At 72.5% G+C, this 14,941-nt stretch carries 16 protein-coding genes; 9 read left to right on the top strand and 7 right to left on the bottom strand.

The annotated features are described in order from the left end of the window. The first annotated feature begins 196 nt into the window (after positions 1 to 196). Entirely contained in the window at positions 197 to 1,432 is a 1,236-nt protein-coding gene (locus ABZ464_RS42995) for a wax ester/triacylglycerol synthase domain-containing protein (protein WP_359287362.1), read from the top strand. Between the two features lie 10 nt (positions 1,433 to 1,442). Further along, positions 1,443 to 1,805 (top strand): signal peptidase I, encoded by a 363-nt coding sequence (locus tag ABZ464_RS43000; RefSeq protein ID WP_359287363.1) that lies wholly within the window; start codon positions 1,443 to 1,445, stop codon positions 1,803 to 1,805. Between the two features lie 19 nt (positions 1,806 to 1,824). Here the strand turns inward: ABZ464_RS43000 and ABZ464_RS43005 are convergent, their stop codons facing one another. Continuing rightward, positions 1,825 to 2,424 (bottom strand): DinB family protein, encoded by a 600-nt coding sequence (locus ABZ464_RS43005; RefSeq protein WP_359287364.1) that lies wholly within the window; start codon positions 2,422 to 2,424, stop codon positions 1,825 to 1,827. A gap of 306 nt (positions 2,425 to 2,730) precedes the next feature. Then, positions 2,731 to 3,549 carry a hypothetical protein gene (locus ABZ464_RS43010; protein ID WP_359287365.1) on the bottom strand — a complete coding sequence of 273 codons (819 nt, stop codon included), beginning with the start codon at positions 3,547 to 3,549 and terminating at the stop codon, positions 2,731 to 2,733. Positions 3,550 to 3,809: 260 nt separating this feature from the next. Between ABZ464_RS43010 and ABZ464_RS43015 the strand changes: the two genes are divergently transcribed. Together ABZ464_RS43015 and ABZ464_RS43020 are read left to right on the top strand one after the other, a co-directional pair. Next, complete coding sequence (locus tag ABZ464_RS43015) at positions 3,810 to 5,393, top strand: CBM35 domain-containing protein (protein ID WP_359287366.1); 1,584 nt, start codon at positions 3,810 to 3,812, stop codon at positions 5,391 to 5,393. 82 nt (positions 5,394 to 5,475) lie between these two features. Next, positions 5,476 to 5,790: a DUF6191 domain-containing protein gene (locus ABZ464_RS43020; protein WP_359287367.1), complete on the top strand. Its 315-nt coding sequence runs from the start codon at positions 5,476 to 5,478 to the stop codon at positions 5,788 to 5,790. Positions 5,791 to 5,905: 115 nt separating this feature from the next. Here the strand turns inward: ABZ464_RS43020 and ABZ464_RS43025 are convergent, their stop codons facing one another. Both ABZ464_RS43025 and ABZ464_RS43030 read right to left on the bottom strand, forming a co-directional pair. Beyond that, on the bottom strand, positions 5,906 to 7,207 hold the full coding sequence (locus ABZ464_RS43025) for a transposase (RefSeq protein ID WP_359287368.1): 1,302 nt from the start codon (positions 7,205 to 7,207) through the stop codon (positions 5,906 to 5,908). Between the two features lie 101 nt (positions 7,208 to 7,308). Further along, positions 7,309 to 8,739, bottom strand: coding sequence for an aldehyde dehydrogenase family protein (locus ABZ464_RS43030; RefSeq protein ID WP_359287369.1), 1,431 nt, complete (start codon positions 8,737 to 8,739; stop codon positions 7,309 to 7,311). 57 nt (positions 8,740 to 8,796) lie between these two features. Here ABZ464_RS43030 and ABZ464_RS43035 point away from each other — a divergent pair, with 57 nt between their 5' ends. The 4 genes from ABZ464_RS43035 to ABZ464_RS43050 all read left to right on the top strand — a co-directional run bounded on the left by ABZ464_RS43035 (position 8,797) and on the right by ABZ464_RS43050 (position 11,243). Further along, complete coding sequence (locus tag ABZ464_RS43035; protein WP_359287370.1) at positions 8,797 to 9,267, top strand: DUF1569 domain-containing protein; 471 nt, start codon at positions 8,797 to 8,799, stop codon at positions 9,265 to 9,267. Further along, positions 9,260 to 9,964, top strand: a complete 705-nt coding sequence (locus ABZ464_RS43040; RefSeq protein ID WP_359287371.1) for a TetR/AcrR family transcriptional regulator — start codon at positions 9,260 to 9,262, stop codon at positions 9,962 to 9,964. Before ABZ464_RS43035 ends, ABZ464_RS43040 begins: the two co-directional genes overlap by 8 nt. Before the next feature lie 52 nt (positions 9,965 to 10,016). Beyond that, entirely contained in the window at positions 10,017 to 10,718 is a 702-nt protein-coding gene (locus tag ABZ464_RS43045; protein ID WP_359287372.1) for a DUF899 family protein, read from the top strand. 96 nt (positions 10,719 to 10,814) lie between these two features. Further along, a complete protein-coding gene (locus ABZ464_RS43050) occupies positions 10,815 to 11,243 on the top strand; it encodes a hypothetical protein (protein WP_359287373.1) in 429 nt (142 codons plus the stop codon). On the opposite strand, the gene ABZ464_RS43055 is transcribed toward ABZ464_RS43050, so the two are convergent. Together ABZ464_RS43055 and ABZ464_RS43060 are read right to left on the bottom strand one after the other, a co-directional pair. Continuing rightward, positions 11,222 to 12,010 (bottom strand): helix-turn-helix transcriptional regulator, encoded by a 789-nt coding sequence (locus ABZ464_RS43055; RefSeq protein WP_359287374.1) that lies wholly within the window; start codon positions 12,008 to 12,010, stop codon positions 11,222 to 11,224. The two genes, ABZ464_RS43050 and ABZ464_RS43055, sit on opposite strands and share 22 nt — an antisense overlap. A gap of 3 nt (positions 12,011 to 12,013) precedes the next feature. Further along, the gene (locus ABZ464_RS43060) at positions 12,014 to 12,439 is read right to left on the bottom strand and encodes a RidA family protein (RefSeq protein WP_359287375.1); all 426 of its coding nucleotides are present in this window, start codon (positions 12,437 to 12,439) and stop codon (positions 12,014 to 12,016) included. A 195-nt stretch (positions 12,440 to 12,634) separates the two neighbouring features. Here ABZ464_RS43060 and ABZ464_RS43065 point away from each other — a divergent pair, with 195 nt between their 5' ends. Beyond that, complete coding sequence (locus ABZ464_RS43065; RefSeq protein WP_359287376.1) at positions 12,635 to 13,633, top strand: RNA polymerase subunit sigma-70; 999 nt, start codon at positions 12,635 to 12,637, stop codon at positions 13,631 to 13,633. 74 nt (positions 13,634 to 13,707) lie between these two features. Here ABZ464_RS43065 and ABZ464_RS43070 read toward each other — a convergent pair whose 3' ends face one another. Further along, positions 13,708 to 14,913 (bottom strand): pyridoxal phosphate-dependent aminotransferase, encoded by a 1,206-nt coding sequence (locus tag ABZ464_RS43070; RefSeq protein ID WP_359287377.1) that lies wholly within the window; start codon positions 14,911 to 14,913, stop codon positions 13,708 to 13,710. Positions 14,914 to 14,941 lie beyond the last annotated feature (28 nt).

The following is a 14,941-nucleotide window of genomic DNA, read 5'->3' on the forward strand; positions in this document are numbered from 1 at the left end:
AAGTACATCCAGTACGAGGGCTTCCGGCCGGCACGACGAGAGCACGCACCGGACGCCGCTCCTTGACGGGCAAACGTTGCCTGCCGCGGCACTAGGTTTCCCGCAGTCGGCACCGTGGTGACCGGGGCGGGCGCGTGACCGGGGGCCGGGCCGACCCGTTGGGCTACTACGGACCCCGCGACCACAGGAGCAGCCCGTGCCCGGATCGATGCCTCTGCCCTTCATGGAGGAGGGGATGGCCCGCTGGCCGTTCGGGCCGCCCAACGCCGGGGTCTGCCTGGACTTCGCCGGTACCCCGCCGACGGCCGCCGAGCTGCGCGCCCTCGTCGCCGAGCGGTGGGCCGGACTGCCCCGGCTGGGCCGGCGCCTGCTCCCCGGGTCGCGTCGGCACAGCTGGGTGACGGGAGAGGGCGGTGACCCCGCCGGGCGGGTGGCGCAGGACGACGTCACCCTGGCGGAGGCGGTGGAGGGATGGTTCCGCACGCCCTTCCCGGAAGGACGGCCGCCGTGGAATCTGCACCTGCTGCGCGGGGCGGCCGACGGCGAGTTCTCGCTGCTGTTCCGGATGCACCACAGCCTGCTCGACGGCCGCTCCCTCACCACCCTGCTGCGCGCCCTCCTCGACGGCGCCCCGCCGGTCGACTCCGCCGCCGCTCTCGCCGAGCCGGGCAACCTGCGGCGTACGGCGGTCGGCGGGCCGGGGCTGCTCACGACGGGGCTGGCGGTGCCGCCGCCCGGCAAGGGGGAGCGGCGGCCCGCCTTCGCGGTGGTGCGGCTGCCCGCCGACCTGCTGCGCGGGGCGCGCAGGGCCGTACCGGGGCGGCCGGTCACCACCAACGAGGTGTTCCTCGCGGCCGCCTCGGGGGTGCTGCGCTCCTGCCTGCCGGCGTCGACGGGGACCCCGGACGCCTCCGCGCGGGTCTGGCTGTCCGTGCCGGTCGACCAACGGCCGCCCGGACACGGGGACTTCCTCGGCAACGCCTTCGCCAACGTACGGGTGCCCGCGCCCGTCGGCCTGGCCGCCCCGGCCGCCCGGCTCGCCGCCTGCGCCGGGCTGCTGACCACGGAGGTCCGGCCGCGCCGCGCGGCGGAACGGCTCCTCGAAGGGGTCGCCGGAGCCTTCCCCGGCGCCGGGCAGGCACTGGCCCGCGGCCGTCTCTTCGCCCCCGACTACGCCCCCGCCGCCTGCTCCTACGTCCACCTCCGCGAGTGCGGCCGCACCCTCGCCGGCCGCCCCTTGCGCCGCGTCACCGCCGTCCCCATGGTCCCCCCGGCCGACACGGTCACCTTCACCCTCGGCGGCTGCGCCGGCGGCCACACCCTCGGAGTCGCCACCAACTCGGGCGCCGAGGACGCGGAACTCCTCGCCGAGTCCTTCCTCCACGAACTCCACGAACTGGGACTGCTGGGGCGGACCGCCCCCACCTGCTAGCTTCCGGCCCATGAGCGACAGCGTGTACGTCGGCAGCGCGGGCAAGGACGCGGCACTGGACCGGGGCTGGCTGCTCGGTCACTTCAAGGACGCCTCCGATCCCCGGCACAGCGAGGCAGTGGAGATCAAGTGGGGCGTCCACCCGAAGGGCGAGGAGCGCGCCCAGTGGGTCACCGGGGAGGCGCGCACGGCCCTGTTGCTGCTGATCAGCGGGCGCTTCCGGGTCGAACTGCCCGGCCGCAGCGTCCTCCTGGCCGAGCAGGGCGACTACGTCGTGTGGGGGCGGGGCGTCGACCACTCCTGGCACGCGGAGGAGGACTCCGTGGTGCTGACCGTCCGCTGGCCGTCCGTCCCCGGGTACGCGGTGCCGTGAGCGCGGGCGCCGGGCGGGATCAGCCGTCGGCCGCCTTCCGGGCCGCCTGCTCCAGCCGCTCCCGGTGGGCCTCCCACCCCGCCTGGTCCACCGGCGGCAGGTTCTCGTTGCCCTGCACGAGCCCGGCGCTTCCGTCGATGAGCTCCCGCACGATGTCGGCGTGCCCGGCGTGCCGATGGAGGTCGGAGAGCACGTGCACCAGGACCTGGTGCAGGGTCACCTCCTGCCGGCCCTCCCCCCACCACGGGACCCGGCCGGCCGCGTCCAGGTCCAGTTCCGCGATCGTGGCGTCGGAGTGCTCCCACACCCGGCGGTACAGCCCGACGATCTCCTCGCGCGACTCGTCCGCGGTCGCCCACATGTCCTCGTTGGGTTCCGCGTCCGCCCCGTACCACGAGGGCTGCGGGTCCGGGGCGAAGAACGGCCGCCCGAACACGTCGCCGAAGTAGCCCAGTTCCACCCCGGCGGCATGCTTGACCAGCCCCAGCAGGTTCGTCCCGGTGGGGGTGAGCGGGCGCCGGACGTCGTACTCCGAGAGCCCTTCGAGTTTCCACAGTAGGACGTCCCGCGCGCTCTGGAGGTACCGCTGGAGGTTCGCTTTCATGGTCGGTTCGGTCATGGCAGGCAGTCTTCCACCACCCCCTGACAGAAGCCCTGTTGCACCTGTTCCCCTCCCGGACACGTAAGGCGTGGCGCCGCCGCCGGGAGGTGCCCGACGATCCGCGGCCCTGGCTGTTCGGCACGGCCCGACTACGGCAAGACCGCCCGCGCCACGGTCGACAACGGCCGGATGACCGCCCGGCGGCCCGACGGCCGCCCGGACGGCCTGCTCACCGGCACGTTCACGGTCACGTTCAAGGACGGTACGAGCCACACCTTCTCGGCGGACTCGCTGGTGGACCCGCCACCGCGACGCCCGGTCCGGTCAACTGAGGCAGACCAGCCCCAGCAGACAGACCTCCGACGGGGAGGTCGACGCCGACGACGAGCCCGTCTGGGACGACGAGGACGACGAGGACGTCGAGGAGGACGAGGAGGACGTGTCCGTGTCGTCCGTCGTGGTGGATGTAGTGGACGTCGACGACCGCTCGTCGGTCGTGCCGGTCGTGCCGGTCGTGCCGGTGGGGGTGGTGACCGTGCCGTCGGAGGACGAGGTGGTGCCCTGCCGAGGGGCCGTGGCCGAAGGCGCCGCCGTGTCGGTCTCCGGGGACGCGGCGGCGTCCGGGCGGACGTCCGTGGGCACGTCCTGCCCGTGCGCGCGGCCGGTGGACCGGGACGGGGCGGTGGCGGAGGACGAGGACCGGTGCGTGTCGGAGCCGGTCCTCGTCGGCCGGGTGTACTCCGACGTCGGTTCCTCCCGGCCCGACACGGTGGGGTTCTCCGGTGCCGAGGCCGCCTGGGCCCGTTCGCCGCCCTGCCGGTCCAGCGCGACGGCGCTCAGCCCGCCGCCGACCAGGGCGACGGCCGTGGCGACGACGGCGCGACGCTGGTTCTTCTTCCAGCGGGCCAGCTGCCGCCGGCGTGCCGCCCGCCCCGGCGGCGCGGACTGCGCGGGCACCACGGACGCCAAGGGCACCACGGACGCCACGGACGGCACGCTCACGGGGGCGGGTGACAGGACGGGACGGGCCGCCACGGTGCGACCGCCCGAGGTGACCGGAGCTATGTCCGGGGCGTAGGCGCCGCATCCGGGGCACACCAGGGCGCCGTTGAGATGTCGGCGGCACGTGGAGCAGTAGTCCATTGCGGTCTTCCTGGCGCGGGGATCCGGTGGCGGGCCACGCTAACGACTCGGGTGACGGACGGTGTGCAGTCCGTGTGAGGCTCCTGCGTGAATCCCTTGAGGATCTTGCGGGTACTCACATTTGTCCACCTACATGAACAGCAAACATGTATGCGTCCGTACGCACGTCTTGACGTGTCCAGGCTAGCCCCTTAACTTCCGGGAGAAAGCGCTTTCCAGTTCGGCCGACCCGCACTCGTCCCGTTCCTGGAGATGAACCCATGCAGCTGAGATCCGTCATCGCGTGCACCGGGCTGCTGGCCGGCGCGCTCGTCGCGCTCGCCGGCACCACCCCCGCCCAGGCCGCGACCGTCCGCTACGAGGCCGAGACCTCCCCGGCGGTCTGCACCGGCACCATCGACTCCGACTGGACCGGGTACTCCGGCAGCGGATTCTGCAACGGCACCAACGCGACCAGCGGATACGCCCAGTTCACCGTGAACGCGGCCACCGCCGGCACGGCCACCCTGAACGTCCGCTTCGCCAACGGCACCGCGGCCGCCCGCCCGGCCTCCCTCGTCGTCAACGGTACGACCGTGCAGACGCCGTCCTTCGAGGCCACCGGCGCCTGGTCGACCTGGGTCACCAAGACGCTCACCGTGACCCTCACCGCGGGCAGCAACACCATCCGCCTCACCCCCACCACCGCGGAGGGCCTGCCCAACGTCGACTACGTCGAGGCCACGACGACCGACAGCACCACGCCCCCCACCACCGGCGCGATCTACGTCTCGCCCAGCGGCACCGACAGCGCGGCCGGCACCTCCTCCGCGCCGACCACCCTCACCTCGGCGATCAGCCGGGTCACCGCGGGCGGCACGATCTACCTGCGCGGAGGGACGTACAACCAGAGCTCCACCGTGACGATCCCGCAGACCAACAGCGGCACCGCGAGCGCCCGGACCACCCTGTCCGCCTACCCCGGCGAGACCCCGGTCCTCAACTTCTCCGCGCAGAGCGAGAGTTCCTCCAACCGGGGGCTCCAGCTCTTCGGCTCGTACTGGAAGGTCTACGGCGTCGTCGTCGAACGCGCCGGTGACAACGGCATCTACGTCGGCGGCAGCCACAACGTCATCGAGCGCACGGTCACCCGCTACAACCGCGACACCGGACTCCAGCTCGGCCGGATCGCCTCCTCGACCGCCAGCGCCGACTGGCCCTCGGACAACCTGATCCTGAGCGCCGAGTCCCACGACAACGCGGACTCCGACGGCGAGGACGCCGACGGCTTCGCCGCGAAGCTCACCACCGGCACCGGGAACGTCTTCCGGTACGCCGTCTCCCACAACAACATCGACGACGGCTGGGACCTCTACACCAAGACGGACACCGGCGCGATCGGCCCGGTGACGATCGAGGACTCCCTCTCCTACAACAACGGCACCCTCTCCGACGGGACCGTGAACTCCAACGGCGACCGCAACGGCTACAAGCTCGGCGGCGACGACATCGCCGTCAACCACGTCGTACGGCGCAGCATCGCGTACCACAACGGCAAGCACGGCTTCACGTACAACAGCAACCCGGGCTCCATGGCCGTGTCGAACAACCTCAGCATCGACAACGCCCAGCGCAACTACTCCTGGGACGCCGGTACGTCGGTCTTCCGCACCAACACCTCCTGCCGCTTCAACGTCAGCGGCTCCAACGACAAGACCGTCGGCGACGCCGACAGCACGAACCAGTTCTGGACCGGCTCGAACGGCTCCCGCTGCGCCTCCTCTTACGGCGGCGCCCTCGCCTGGTCCTTCGCCTCGGACGGCAAGCTGGTCGTGACCCTGGGCGGCAGCAAGGTGACGCTGTAGCCGCCCTGGACGACGGAAGGGCCCGGGCCGTGGATCCGGCCCGGGCCTTTCGCGCGGGAGTTCCGGCACCCATGCTGGTGCCATGGGATTCGCCGTCTTCATGACCCTGCCCGGCCTCGTCATCCTGCTGACGCTGGTGGCCTTCCTGGATCAGCTGCTGCTGCGGGCCGGGCGGGCCGGGCTGCTGCCCTGGCGGAACAGCGTCCGCCAGGGGCAGATATCCGCGACCGGGTTCGAGCAGCTGCACGCCAGCTTCTCGCCGGGCAAGCAGAACGAGCTCAAGGAGCGGCAGTCGGCTCTGGTGCTGCGGGACGACGAGGAGGACGGGGCTCCGCCGCGCCGGACGACAGTGGATCTCGACGGGGGTGTGGTGGTCGTACGGCGGCCGGAGGCGTAGCCGTCTCGGAGAGGTAGAACTGGGCGCACCAGCGGCGCAGGTGCCGTATGCCCTGTTCCTGGGGGAGCAGGATCGGGCGGGCGGGGCCGGTGGATCTTTTGACATCCTCCCCCTCTTAGAAGAGAGGGATTCCAACCCGGTTGGGTTGAGGTTCACGGGTGCTCGAGCGGCTGGTGGCAGCTGTCACCCCTCCGGCACCGGCTGTTCGCCGGGGGCGGGGGATCCCGCCCTGTCCTGCCGCGACGTTGTTTGCTGCGTTCTCATCCGCGTTGCAGGTGAAGCCGCAGGACACGCACTCGAAGTCGGCTTGGCTCTTGCGCGACTTCTTCTCGATCCATCCGCAGTTACTGCACCGCAGGCTGGTGTAGGGAGCGGGAACGTCCTCGACCCGGCCGGGGGCCTTGTCCTCAGTGCGTCGGCGCAGCAGGCCCCAGCCCTGGGCGAGGATCGACCGGTTCAGGCCGGTTTTCTGCGCCACGTTCCTGCCGGGCTGCTCCACGGTTCCCTTCGCGGAGCGTGTCATGTTCTTGATGTTGAGCTTCTCGAAGCGGATGAGGTCGTAGGAGCGGGCGAGCAGGGTGCTGGTCTTCTCGCACCAGTCCTTGCGCCGGTTGGCCTCCCGCGCCTTGAGCCGGGCGACCTTCGCATACTCGGCCGCCTTCTCGGGGCTGCCCTTCTTCGCCCGGGCCGCCCGCCGCTCATGCTTGCGGACCCGGGCGCGTTCCCTGACCGTGAGCTGCGGGCAGTTCAGTTTCCGGCCGTCGGAGAGGGCGGCGGTGACCGTGACACCCCGGTCGATGCCGATCACCCCGCCCGTGCCGGGCGCCGGGACCGGCTCAGGAATGACCGCGAAAGCCGCGTGCCACTGCCCGCCCCGGAAGGTGACCCGGAACGTCTTCGCGGTGGGAGGCTGCGCGCCCCTGCCCCCGGCGCTGAGGCGGAAGCGGACCCAGCCACAGCCGGGCACCCTGACCTGAGCCCACCGCCGGTTGAGCCTCTGCACGACCACCGACCGGCCCATGACCTGCTTGCCGGTCTTCGCGTTCAGCTTCGGCGACCCGTCCGCGCCGTACTCGGGCACGCGGTCGGTGCCGATGACCCGGAAACCCTCGTGCACGTGCTTCCTGCGCCAGGTCGGCTCACCGAACCCGGACGTGAACCTGGCGCTCCTGGCGTTCGCGAAGTCCTTCAGCGCCTGCTGCTGCACGTCCGCGTTCCCGGCACCCAGCCACTCGTTCTCCCGCCGGGCCTCGGTCAGCTGACGACACTGCTCCACGAAACCGGGCGCACTTCTACGCCACCGGCGCCAGTGCGCGTGCTGCTCGACAGCTAGGTTCCAGACGTACCGCGCGTGCGCGCAGTGTGCGAACATCTGCTCGGCCTGCACAGGCGTCGGATACAGCCGGAAACGTGACATGCCACGAAACTAGCCACCCCGTTCCCCTCTCGCCCACGCCTTCGATCACCATCACCCGAGAGAGTGACCGACAGGCCCTCGATCCGGACGGGGGCGGTGGGTCAGAGGAACCGGCGCAGGAGGCGGGCCTTGGTGGGGGTGTACGGCGGGTAGACCGCCCGGAGCGGGTCCAGCAGGAGGGGCTTGTCTAGGACGGCCTTGGTGTGGCTGAAGGTGTCGATCGAGTGTGCCCCGTGGTAGCGGCCGAGGCCGCTCTCGCCGACTCCGCCGAAGGGCAGGCCGGGGACGGTGAGATGGGCGTTCGGGACGCCGAAGGCGAGGGCGCCGGAGGAGGTCTCGGCGGCGAGCCGGCGCTTGGAGTGCCGGGAGGCGGTGAAGCCGTACAGGGCGAGGGGCTTGTCCCGGGCGGTGATGAACGCGATCGCCGCGTCCAGGTCGGGCACGCGCAGGATCGGCAGGATCGGGCCGAAGATCTCCTCGCGCATCACCGGCGCGTCCGGGTCCACGTCGGCGAGGACCGTGGGGGCGAGATAGCGGGTCGCACGGTCGTGTGCGCCGCCGGTGACCAGGCGGGCGCCGCCGCCCTCACGATCTTCGAGCAGGGCCAGCAGGCGGTCGAAGTGGCGGTCGTTGACGACCCGGCCGTAGTCGGCGCTGGCGGCGGGATCGGCGCCGTACATCTCGCCGATCGCGGTGGTGAGGTGCCGCTCCAGGGCGGGGGCCGTGTCGCCGATCGCGAGGACGTAGTCGGGGGCGGTGCAGGACTGGCCGGCGTTCATGAACTTGCCCCAGACGATGCGGCGGGCGGCGGCCCTGAGGTCGGCGCCCGGCTCGACCACCACCGGGGACTTGCCGCCGAGTTCCAGGGTGACCGGGGTGAGGCGGCGGGCCGCGGCGGCCATGACGATCCGGCCGACGGTGCCGTTGCCGGTGTAGAAGATGTGGTCGAACGGCTGCTCCAGCAGGTCCGTCGTCTCCGGCACCCCGCCCTCGACGACCGCCACGGCCTCCGGGTCCAGGGCCCGGGGCAGCAGATCGGCGAGCAGCGCGGAGGTCGCGGGGGCGAGTTCGCTGGGCTTGATCACCGCGCAGTTGCCCGCCGCGAGGGCGCCGACGAGGGGCGCGAGCGCCAGCATCACGGGGTAGTTCCAGGGGCTGATGATCAGGACCGTGCCGAGCGGCTCCCGTACGGTCCGGGCGCGGGCCGGGGCGAGGGAGACGGGGGCCGGGACCCGCCGGGGGCGCAGCCAGCGGCGCAGGTGGCGCAGGGTGTGGTCGATCTCGTTGACGACGAAGCCGGTCTCGGTGACATGGGCCTCGGTGGCGTTCTTGCCGAGGTCGGTGTGGAGGGCGGCGGCGAAGTCGGCCTGGTGGGTGGTCAGGAGGTCGCGCAGGGCGCGCAGTTGGGTCTTGCGCCAGGCGAGGGGGCGGGTGCGGCCGGTGGCGAAGGCGGTACGCAGGCGGGCGACGGCCGGGGTGGTCGTGGCGGTGGTGTCGGCGGCGGTGGTGGCCGTGTGGGGCGTGGGCGTCATGGCGCGCACGATATACGAAACGAAAGTCTTTCGTTTCGTATTGCTTATACTGGGGGCATGCCCACCGCCCCCGCCCCCACTCCCGCCCCCCTCACCCGGCTCGCCGAGCAGCTGAGCGCGTGCCTCGACCGGCCCGAGAGCGACCTCCTCGCGCCGGGCAGCTCCTGGAACCTCTCCCAGACGCTCCAGCACTGCGCCCAGACCGTCGGCTACTCGGTGACCGGATACCCCCGGCTGAAGCCGGCCCTCTTCCGGGCCACCGCCGGGACCCTCGCCAAGCACCTCTTCCTGCGCCGGGGCGCCACCAGGCACTCCCTCGACGCGGAACTCGACGGCGCCCCGCCCCTCGACCCCGGGCTCCCCGCCTCCGAGGCGGCGGCACGGCTCGCGGACGCGGTGGCCCACTTCACCGCCCACACCGGACCGCACCGCCTCCACCCGGCGTACGGCCGCTGCACGCACGCCCAGTACGAGCGGCTGCACGCCATGCATCTGGCCGAGCATCTGCCGGGGCTGGCCGATGCGTGAGGCCGGGGTGGGCCCGGCCGGGTCCGGGCCGGGTGGCCCGGGGCGCCGGGACGCCGCGCCCGGTGCCGCGCCCGACGGTCCGCCCCGGCGGGGCCGCCCCCGGGACGCCGGGCGGGACCGCGCCCTGCTGGAGGCCACGCTGGCCGTGCTGGCCGAGAGCGGATACGGCGGGCTGACCACCGGCGCGGTGGCGGCCCGGGCCGGGGTCTCCACCGCGACGCTCTACCGCCGCTGGTCGTCGAAGGAGGAGCTGGTGATCGCGGCCGCGACGACCCGCGCCGAGGATCTGGTGAAGCAGCCCGACACCGGCAGCCTCGAAGGGGACCTGCGGGCCCTCCTGCGGGACAAGGCCGCGAGCCTGACCGGGGAGAGCGGGCGGCTGATGCGCGCCCTCATCGGCGAGGCCGCGCACAACGACGCCCTCGCCGAGGCCCTCGCGACCAGCTTCCTGGTGCCCGTGCGGCGCCGGGTGGAGGAGGCGGTGGTCCGGGCGGCGGACCGGGGGGAGATCCCGCCGGTCGACGACCCGGAGATGCTCGGCGACCTGGTCGTCGGGCCGATGCTGAGCCACTTCCTGATCACGCCGCGACCGCCCGAGCGGGTGGACGCGCAGGCCGCGAGGGCGGGGGCGGACCGCCTGCTGCCGTTCGTCCTGCGGGCCCTCGGCGCCGGGACGCCGGACCCCGCACCGGCCTAGACTCGAAGGAGACGGCAGGGGGCGGGACGGACGACCACCCCAGGAGGACGTCATGGTGCGGCTGCAGACCCGGCTGGCCGGGGAGAGCGAGGAGTACCTCGCCGCCCGCGAGGAACTGCGCCTGGCCGAGATCGACCTCATGCGCCACCGGGAGGAGGTCGCGGCCCGTCGGCGGGCGCTGCCGCAGGGGCCGCCCGTCGAGGACTACGTGTTCCTGGAGGGCCCCGCCGACCTCGACGCCGGGGACGCTCCGGTCCGCGAGGTCAGGCTCGGCGAACTGTTCACCGCCCCGGACCGGCCGCTGATCGTCTACCACTTCATGTACGGCAAGCGGCAGACGGACGCCTGTCCGATGTGCACCCTCTGGATCGACGGCTTCAGCAACATCGCCCACCACGTCACACGGAACGCGGACTTCGCCGTGGTCGCCGCCGCCGACCCGCCCACCCTGCGCGCACACGCCCGCGCCCGCCGCTGGCCCCGGCTGCGCCTGCTGAGCTGCGGCGACAGCACCTTCAAGTACGACCTCGGCAGCGAGGACGAGGAGGGCGGCCAGGACTCCACCGTCTCCGTCTTCACCCGCGACCCCGACGGCACGGTCCGCCACTTCTACTCCGTGCACCCCCGTATGGCCGACGACATCGCCGAACGCGGCATCGACCTGCTGGCCCCCGTCTGGCACCTCCTCGACCTGACCCCGGGCGGCCGCGGCGACTGGTATCCGAGCCTCGACTACGGCCTCGACCACGGATGACCATTCCCCGCGGGGAATTGCCGGTGCCCGGCGCGCGCCACAGGATCGGTGCCGAAGCGACGGATCCCCGATGGACTTCCCCGCAAGGAGATGCGCATGACGACGACCGAGATCGACGCCCAGCAGCTGGCCGACCGTTACATAGCCCAGTGGAACCTGGCCGACGCCGCCGAACGACGTGCGGCCATCGAGGCGTTGTGGGCCGAGGACGGCACCCATGTCCTCCAGCCCCCGGTGGAGATCCGCGAGAAGGCCGCGGAACTCGGCTTCGACCACACGACCTTGGAGGCGAAGGGGTACGACGCCATCGAGACCCGGGTGGCGCGCAGCCACGAACGGTTCGTCGAGAAGCAGGGGTTCGTCTTCCGGTCGCGCACCGACGCCGTACGTCTCGACGAAGTCGTCAAGTTCGGCTGGGAGGCGGTGTCCGGCGAGACCGGTGAGGTGCTGGGCGGGGGCCTGGACGTGCTCGTGCTCGACGACGACGGCCGGATCAGGACCGACTACATGTTCCCCGGCGCCTGATTCCCCGGCGCCTGATTCCCCCGTGCCTGATCCCCGGCGGCCTTCGCGAGCGCTGCCGCCGTCGCCGGGTCGGACGGCAGGAAGGCCTCCAGTTTCAGCTCGGCGAGGGTGACGTCCACGGCGGTGGCGAAGGTCGTCACGGTCGTCATCAGGCTCAGCTCGCCGTAGGAGGACTCCAGCCGCAGCGGTACGGCGAAACCGAGCAGTCCGGCGGACGGCTCCGACTCCGGTACATAGCCGGTGAGTTCGGCGCGCAGTTCCGGCAGGTGGTCCAGGCGGGCCAGGATGTGGCGGGCCCATTCGGCGAGGTTGCGGATGCGGGGGGCCAGACCGGCCGGGTGCAGGGCGAGGCGGTAGGCGTTGCGGCCCGGGCCGAGCAGCTCGGGGGCGGCCCCCTCGGTGAGCAGGCCGAAGGCGCTGTTCGCGGCGATCAGATCACCCCGCCGGTCCACGACCAGCGCCGGATACGGCAGATGCCCGCGCAGGATGTGCTCGATCGCCGTCCGCACGGGCGCCAGCACCGGGTCGTCGAGCGAGCTCTCCGGGTAGACGGGCGCGTAACCGGCCGCCAGCAGCAGCTCGTTGCGCTCCCGCAGCGGCAGCTCCAGCGACTCGGCCAGCCGTACGACCATGTTCCGGCCGGGGACGGACCGGCCGGACTCGATGAAACTCACATGGCGCTGCGTCGTCCCCGCCCGCAGCGCCAGCTCCAGCTGACTGACCTGCCGGCGGGTACGGCGTTCGCGCAGTACCCGGGGGAAGTCCATGGGCTACTCGGGGAGGAGGGCCAGCGCCTCCACCTCCAGCAGCAGTTCCGGCCGGAACAGGGCCGCCACCTGCACGGCGGTGCTGGCGGGCGGGCGCGCCACGTCGATGTAACGGTCGCGGGCCTCGCGTACGGCGGGCAGATGGGCGACGTCGGTGACGTAGAAGGTGAACTTCACGACGGTCTCGAAGCCGGTGCCCGCCGCGGCCAGACAGCGGCGGAGGTTCTCGAACACCTGCGCGGCCTGCGCGGCCGGGTCGCCCTCGCCGACCACCTTGCCGTCGGCGTCGAGGGCGATCTGCCCGGAGACCGCCACCAGCCGCCCGGTCCCCATGACCACGTGGGTGTAGCCGGTGCCGGGGGCGACGCCCTCCGGCGCGGCCATGTGCGTGAGGTGCGGGGTGTCGTGTGTGGGTGCCATGACGCGCATTCTTCATCGCGCCGGGGACGGACGCAGGCCGATTTCGTGTCGAGTGCGGCGCACGGTGTACTCGAACTCCCTGCTGCTGGTCATGGGGACGATCTTCCTGCTGTCTCGGCCATGCCGACCGACCCCGGTGATGAGTTTCCGCGCCCGCACCCGTCACATCTACAACGGGACTCGACGAGGCGGAAGGATGACGTGATGAGTGCGGACACGCAGCTGGAGGAGCTGGGCGTGAGCGGTCTGAGCGAGGTCGACGAGCCCGCGTTCTCGGGGCTGGCGGAGCGGCACCGGCGGGAGCTGCACGTGCACTGCTACCGGATGCTCGGGTCGTTCGAGGACGCCGAGGACACCGTGCAGGAAACGTTCCTCCGTGCCTGGCGGCGTCGGGAGACCTTCGAGGGGCGGTCGACGTTCCGGGCCTGGCTGTACCGGATCGCCACCAACGCCTGCCTGGACCTGCTCGCCAAGTGCCGCCCGGAGCCTGCGACCGGCGGCGAGGTGCCGTGGCTGCAGCCCTACCCGGACCGGCTGCTCGACGAGCTGACCGCGGGCGACGCGGACGAGCCGGAGACCGTCGCCGTCGCGCGGGAGACGATCGAGCTGGCGTACCTGGTCGCGGTCCAGCACCTCGCGCCGCGTCCGCGGGCCGTGCTGATCCTGCGGGACGTGCTCGGCTGGCCGGCCAAGGACGTCGCGGAGCTCCTCGGGGACTCCGTCCACTCCGTGAACAGCGCGCTGCAGCGGGCCCGCTCCGGCATGCGGGAGCACCTGCCCGCCGAGCGGCAGGACTGGACCGGCGGCGAACAGGACGCCGGGACGCGCGAGCTGGTGCGCCGCTTCACCGACGCGAGCGTCGCCAAGGACGTCGACGGTCTCGCTGCCATGCTGCGGGACGACGTCCGCTGCTCGATGCCGCCCACCCCGGGCTTGTACGTCGGCCGCGACACGGTGGTGAACAACTGGGTCGAGGACGGGTTCGAGGACCTGGGGCGCCTGCGCTGCGTCCTCACATCGGTGAACCGGCAGCCCGCCCTCGCCTTCTACCTCTGGCGGGAGCAGGAGGACGCGTACCTGCCGCTGACGATCGACGTCCTACGCATCACCGGCGGGGCGATCACCGAGATCGTCATCTTCCACGACGACCGGTTCCCGCGGCTCGGGCTGCCGGAGCGCCTGCCGGCGGACGGCACGGAGTAGTCCCGGTGCGTACGCTCACGCTGCGCGGTGGCGCGCGTGTCGCGGTGATCGCGGCGACAACATCCGTACGCCAGTCATCGAATGATGGAGGAACGGCCCCGACCGGGCTGGAGCCCGGCCACGAACTTGCTCAGGCGGGTGATGCCCTCGGTCAGTTCGCCGGCCGATGCCGCGTACGACAGCCGTACATGGGTCTCGGCCGTGTCCATGCCGAAGTCGCGGCCCGGGGTGAGGGCGACGTGGGCGTCCCGCAGGGCGCGTGCGCAGAAGTCCCAGGAGGTCAGGCCGGTGGCGCTGACGTCGAAGTAGGCGTAGAAGGCGCCGTCGGGCGGGACGGGGACGGGCAGGCCGATGCGCTCCAGGCCGTCCAGGACGAGTGCGCGGCGTTCGGCGAACTCCACCCGGCGGGCCTCGACCACGGCCAGCGACTCGGGGGTGAAGCAGGCCAGGGCGGCGTGCTGGGCCGGGGCGGAGGCGCACAGGAAGTAGTTCTGGGCGAGGCGCTCCAGCGCGGGCACGAGGGCCTCGGGGACGACGCACCAGCCGAGCCGCCAGCCGGTCATGCCGAAGTACTTCGAGAAGCTGTTGATGACGACCGCGCCGGGGTCGTGCGCCAGGGCGCTGCCCGGCGGGCGGCCGAGCTCGTCGGGGTCGCTGAGGTCGAGGTAGATCTCGTCGACCAGCCGCCACGCCCCGCGCTCCCGGGCCAGGGCGCACAGGGCCTCCAGCTCGTCCGCCGGGACCGAGGTGCCGGTGGGGTTGGAGGGGGTGGCGATCATGACGCCACGGGTCTCCGGCGACCAGTGCGACCGTACGGACGCCGCGTCCAGCTGGAAGCGGGAGGCGGGGGTGGTCGGGACGAGGGTGACGCGGGCGCCGAAGCTCTCCATGATCTGCCGGTTGCAGGGGTAGGAGGGGTCGGCGATCAGCACCTCGTCGCCGGGGTCGACCAGGGCGGCGGCGCCCAGCACCAGCGCGGCGGAGGCGCCCGCGGTGACGGCCACCCGGGCCGGGTCGACCTCGACGCCGTGCCGGTCGGCGTAGAAGCGGGCGATCGCCCGGCGCAGCGCGGGCAGGCCGAGCGCCGCCGTGTAGGCCATGGGCCGGCCGTCCATGGCGTTCCGCATCGCCGCGAGGACGGCGGGCGGCGCGCCGAAGTCGGGCTCGCCCAGGCTGAGTTTGACGACGTGGTGGCCCGCCGCCTCCAGGTCGGCGGCCTGCTTGCCGAACTCCATGGCGTAGAAGGGGGCTATGGCCCGGGCGCGCTGGGAGATCCTCATACCGTCGATTTTCCGTCACGCCGCGTCC

Origin of the sequence: Streptomyces sp. NPDC005820 (genome assembly GCF_040630255.1) — a bacterium.
GTDB lineage: Bacteria > Actinomycetota > Actinomycetes > Streptomycetales > Streptomycetaceae > Streptomyces.

Coding starts and splice junctions, on each gene's coding strand:
- ABZ464_RS43000 (WP_359287363.1), top strand. CDS start 1,443: ATGAGCGACAGCGTGTACGTCGGCAGCGCGGGCAAGGACGCGGCACTG.
- ABZ464_RS43005 (WP_359287364.1), bottom strand. CDS start 2,424: ATGACCGAACCGACCATGAAAGCGAACCTCCAGCGGTACCTCCAGAGC.
- ABZ464_RS43010 (WP_359287365.1), bottom strand. CDS start 3,549: ATGGACTACTGCTCCACGTGCCGCCGACATCTCAACGGCGCCCTGGTG.
- ABZ464_RS43015 (WP_359287366.1), top strand. CDS start 3,810: ATGCAGCTGAGATCCGTCATCGCGTGCACCGGGCTGCTGGCCGGCGCG.
- ABZ464_RS43020 (WP_359287367.1), top strand. CDS start 5,476: ATGGGATTCGCCGTCTTCATGACCCTGCCCGGCCTCGTCATCCTGCTG.
- ABZ464_RS43025 (WP_359287368.1), bottom strand. CDS start 7,207: ATGTCACGTTTCCGGCTGTATCCGACGCCTGTGCAGGCCGAGCAGATG.
- ABZ464_RS43030 (WP_359287369.1), bottom strand. CDS start 8,739: ATGACGCCCACGCCCCACACGGCCACCACCGCCGCCGACACCACCGCC.
- ABZ464_RS43035 (WP_359287370.1), top strand. CDS start 8,797: ATGCCCACCGCCCCCGCCCCCACTCCCGCCCCCCTCACCCGGCTCGCC.
- ABZ464_RS43040 (WP_359287371.1), top strand. CDS start 9,260: ATGCGTGAGGCCGGGGTGGGCCCGGCCGGGTCCGGGCCGGGTGGCCCG.
- ABZ464_RS43045 (WP_359287372.1), top strand. CDS start 10,017: ATGGTGCGGCTGCAGACCCGGCTGGCCGGGGAGAGCGAGGAGTACCTC.
- ABZ464_RS43050 (WP_359287373.1), top strand. CDS start 10,815: ATGACGACGACCGAGATCGACGCCCAGCAGCTGGCCGACCGTTACATA.
- ABZ464_RS43055 (WP_359287374.1), bottom strand. CDS start 12,010: ATGGACTTCCCCCGGGTACTGCGCGAACGCCGTACCCGCCGGCAGGTC.
- ABZ464_RS43060 (WP_359287375.1), bottom strand. CDS start 12,439: ATGCGCGTCATGGCACCCACACACGACACCCCGCACCTCACGCACATG.
- ABZ464_RS43065 (WP_359287376.1), top strand. CDS start 12,635: ATGAGTGCGGACACGCAGCTGGAGGAGCTGGGCGTGAGCGGTCTGAGC.
- ABZ464_RS43070 (WP_359287377.1), bottom strand. CDS start 14,913: ATGAGGATCTCCCAGCGCGCCCGGGCCATAGCCCCCTTCTACGCCATG.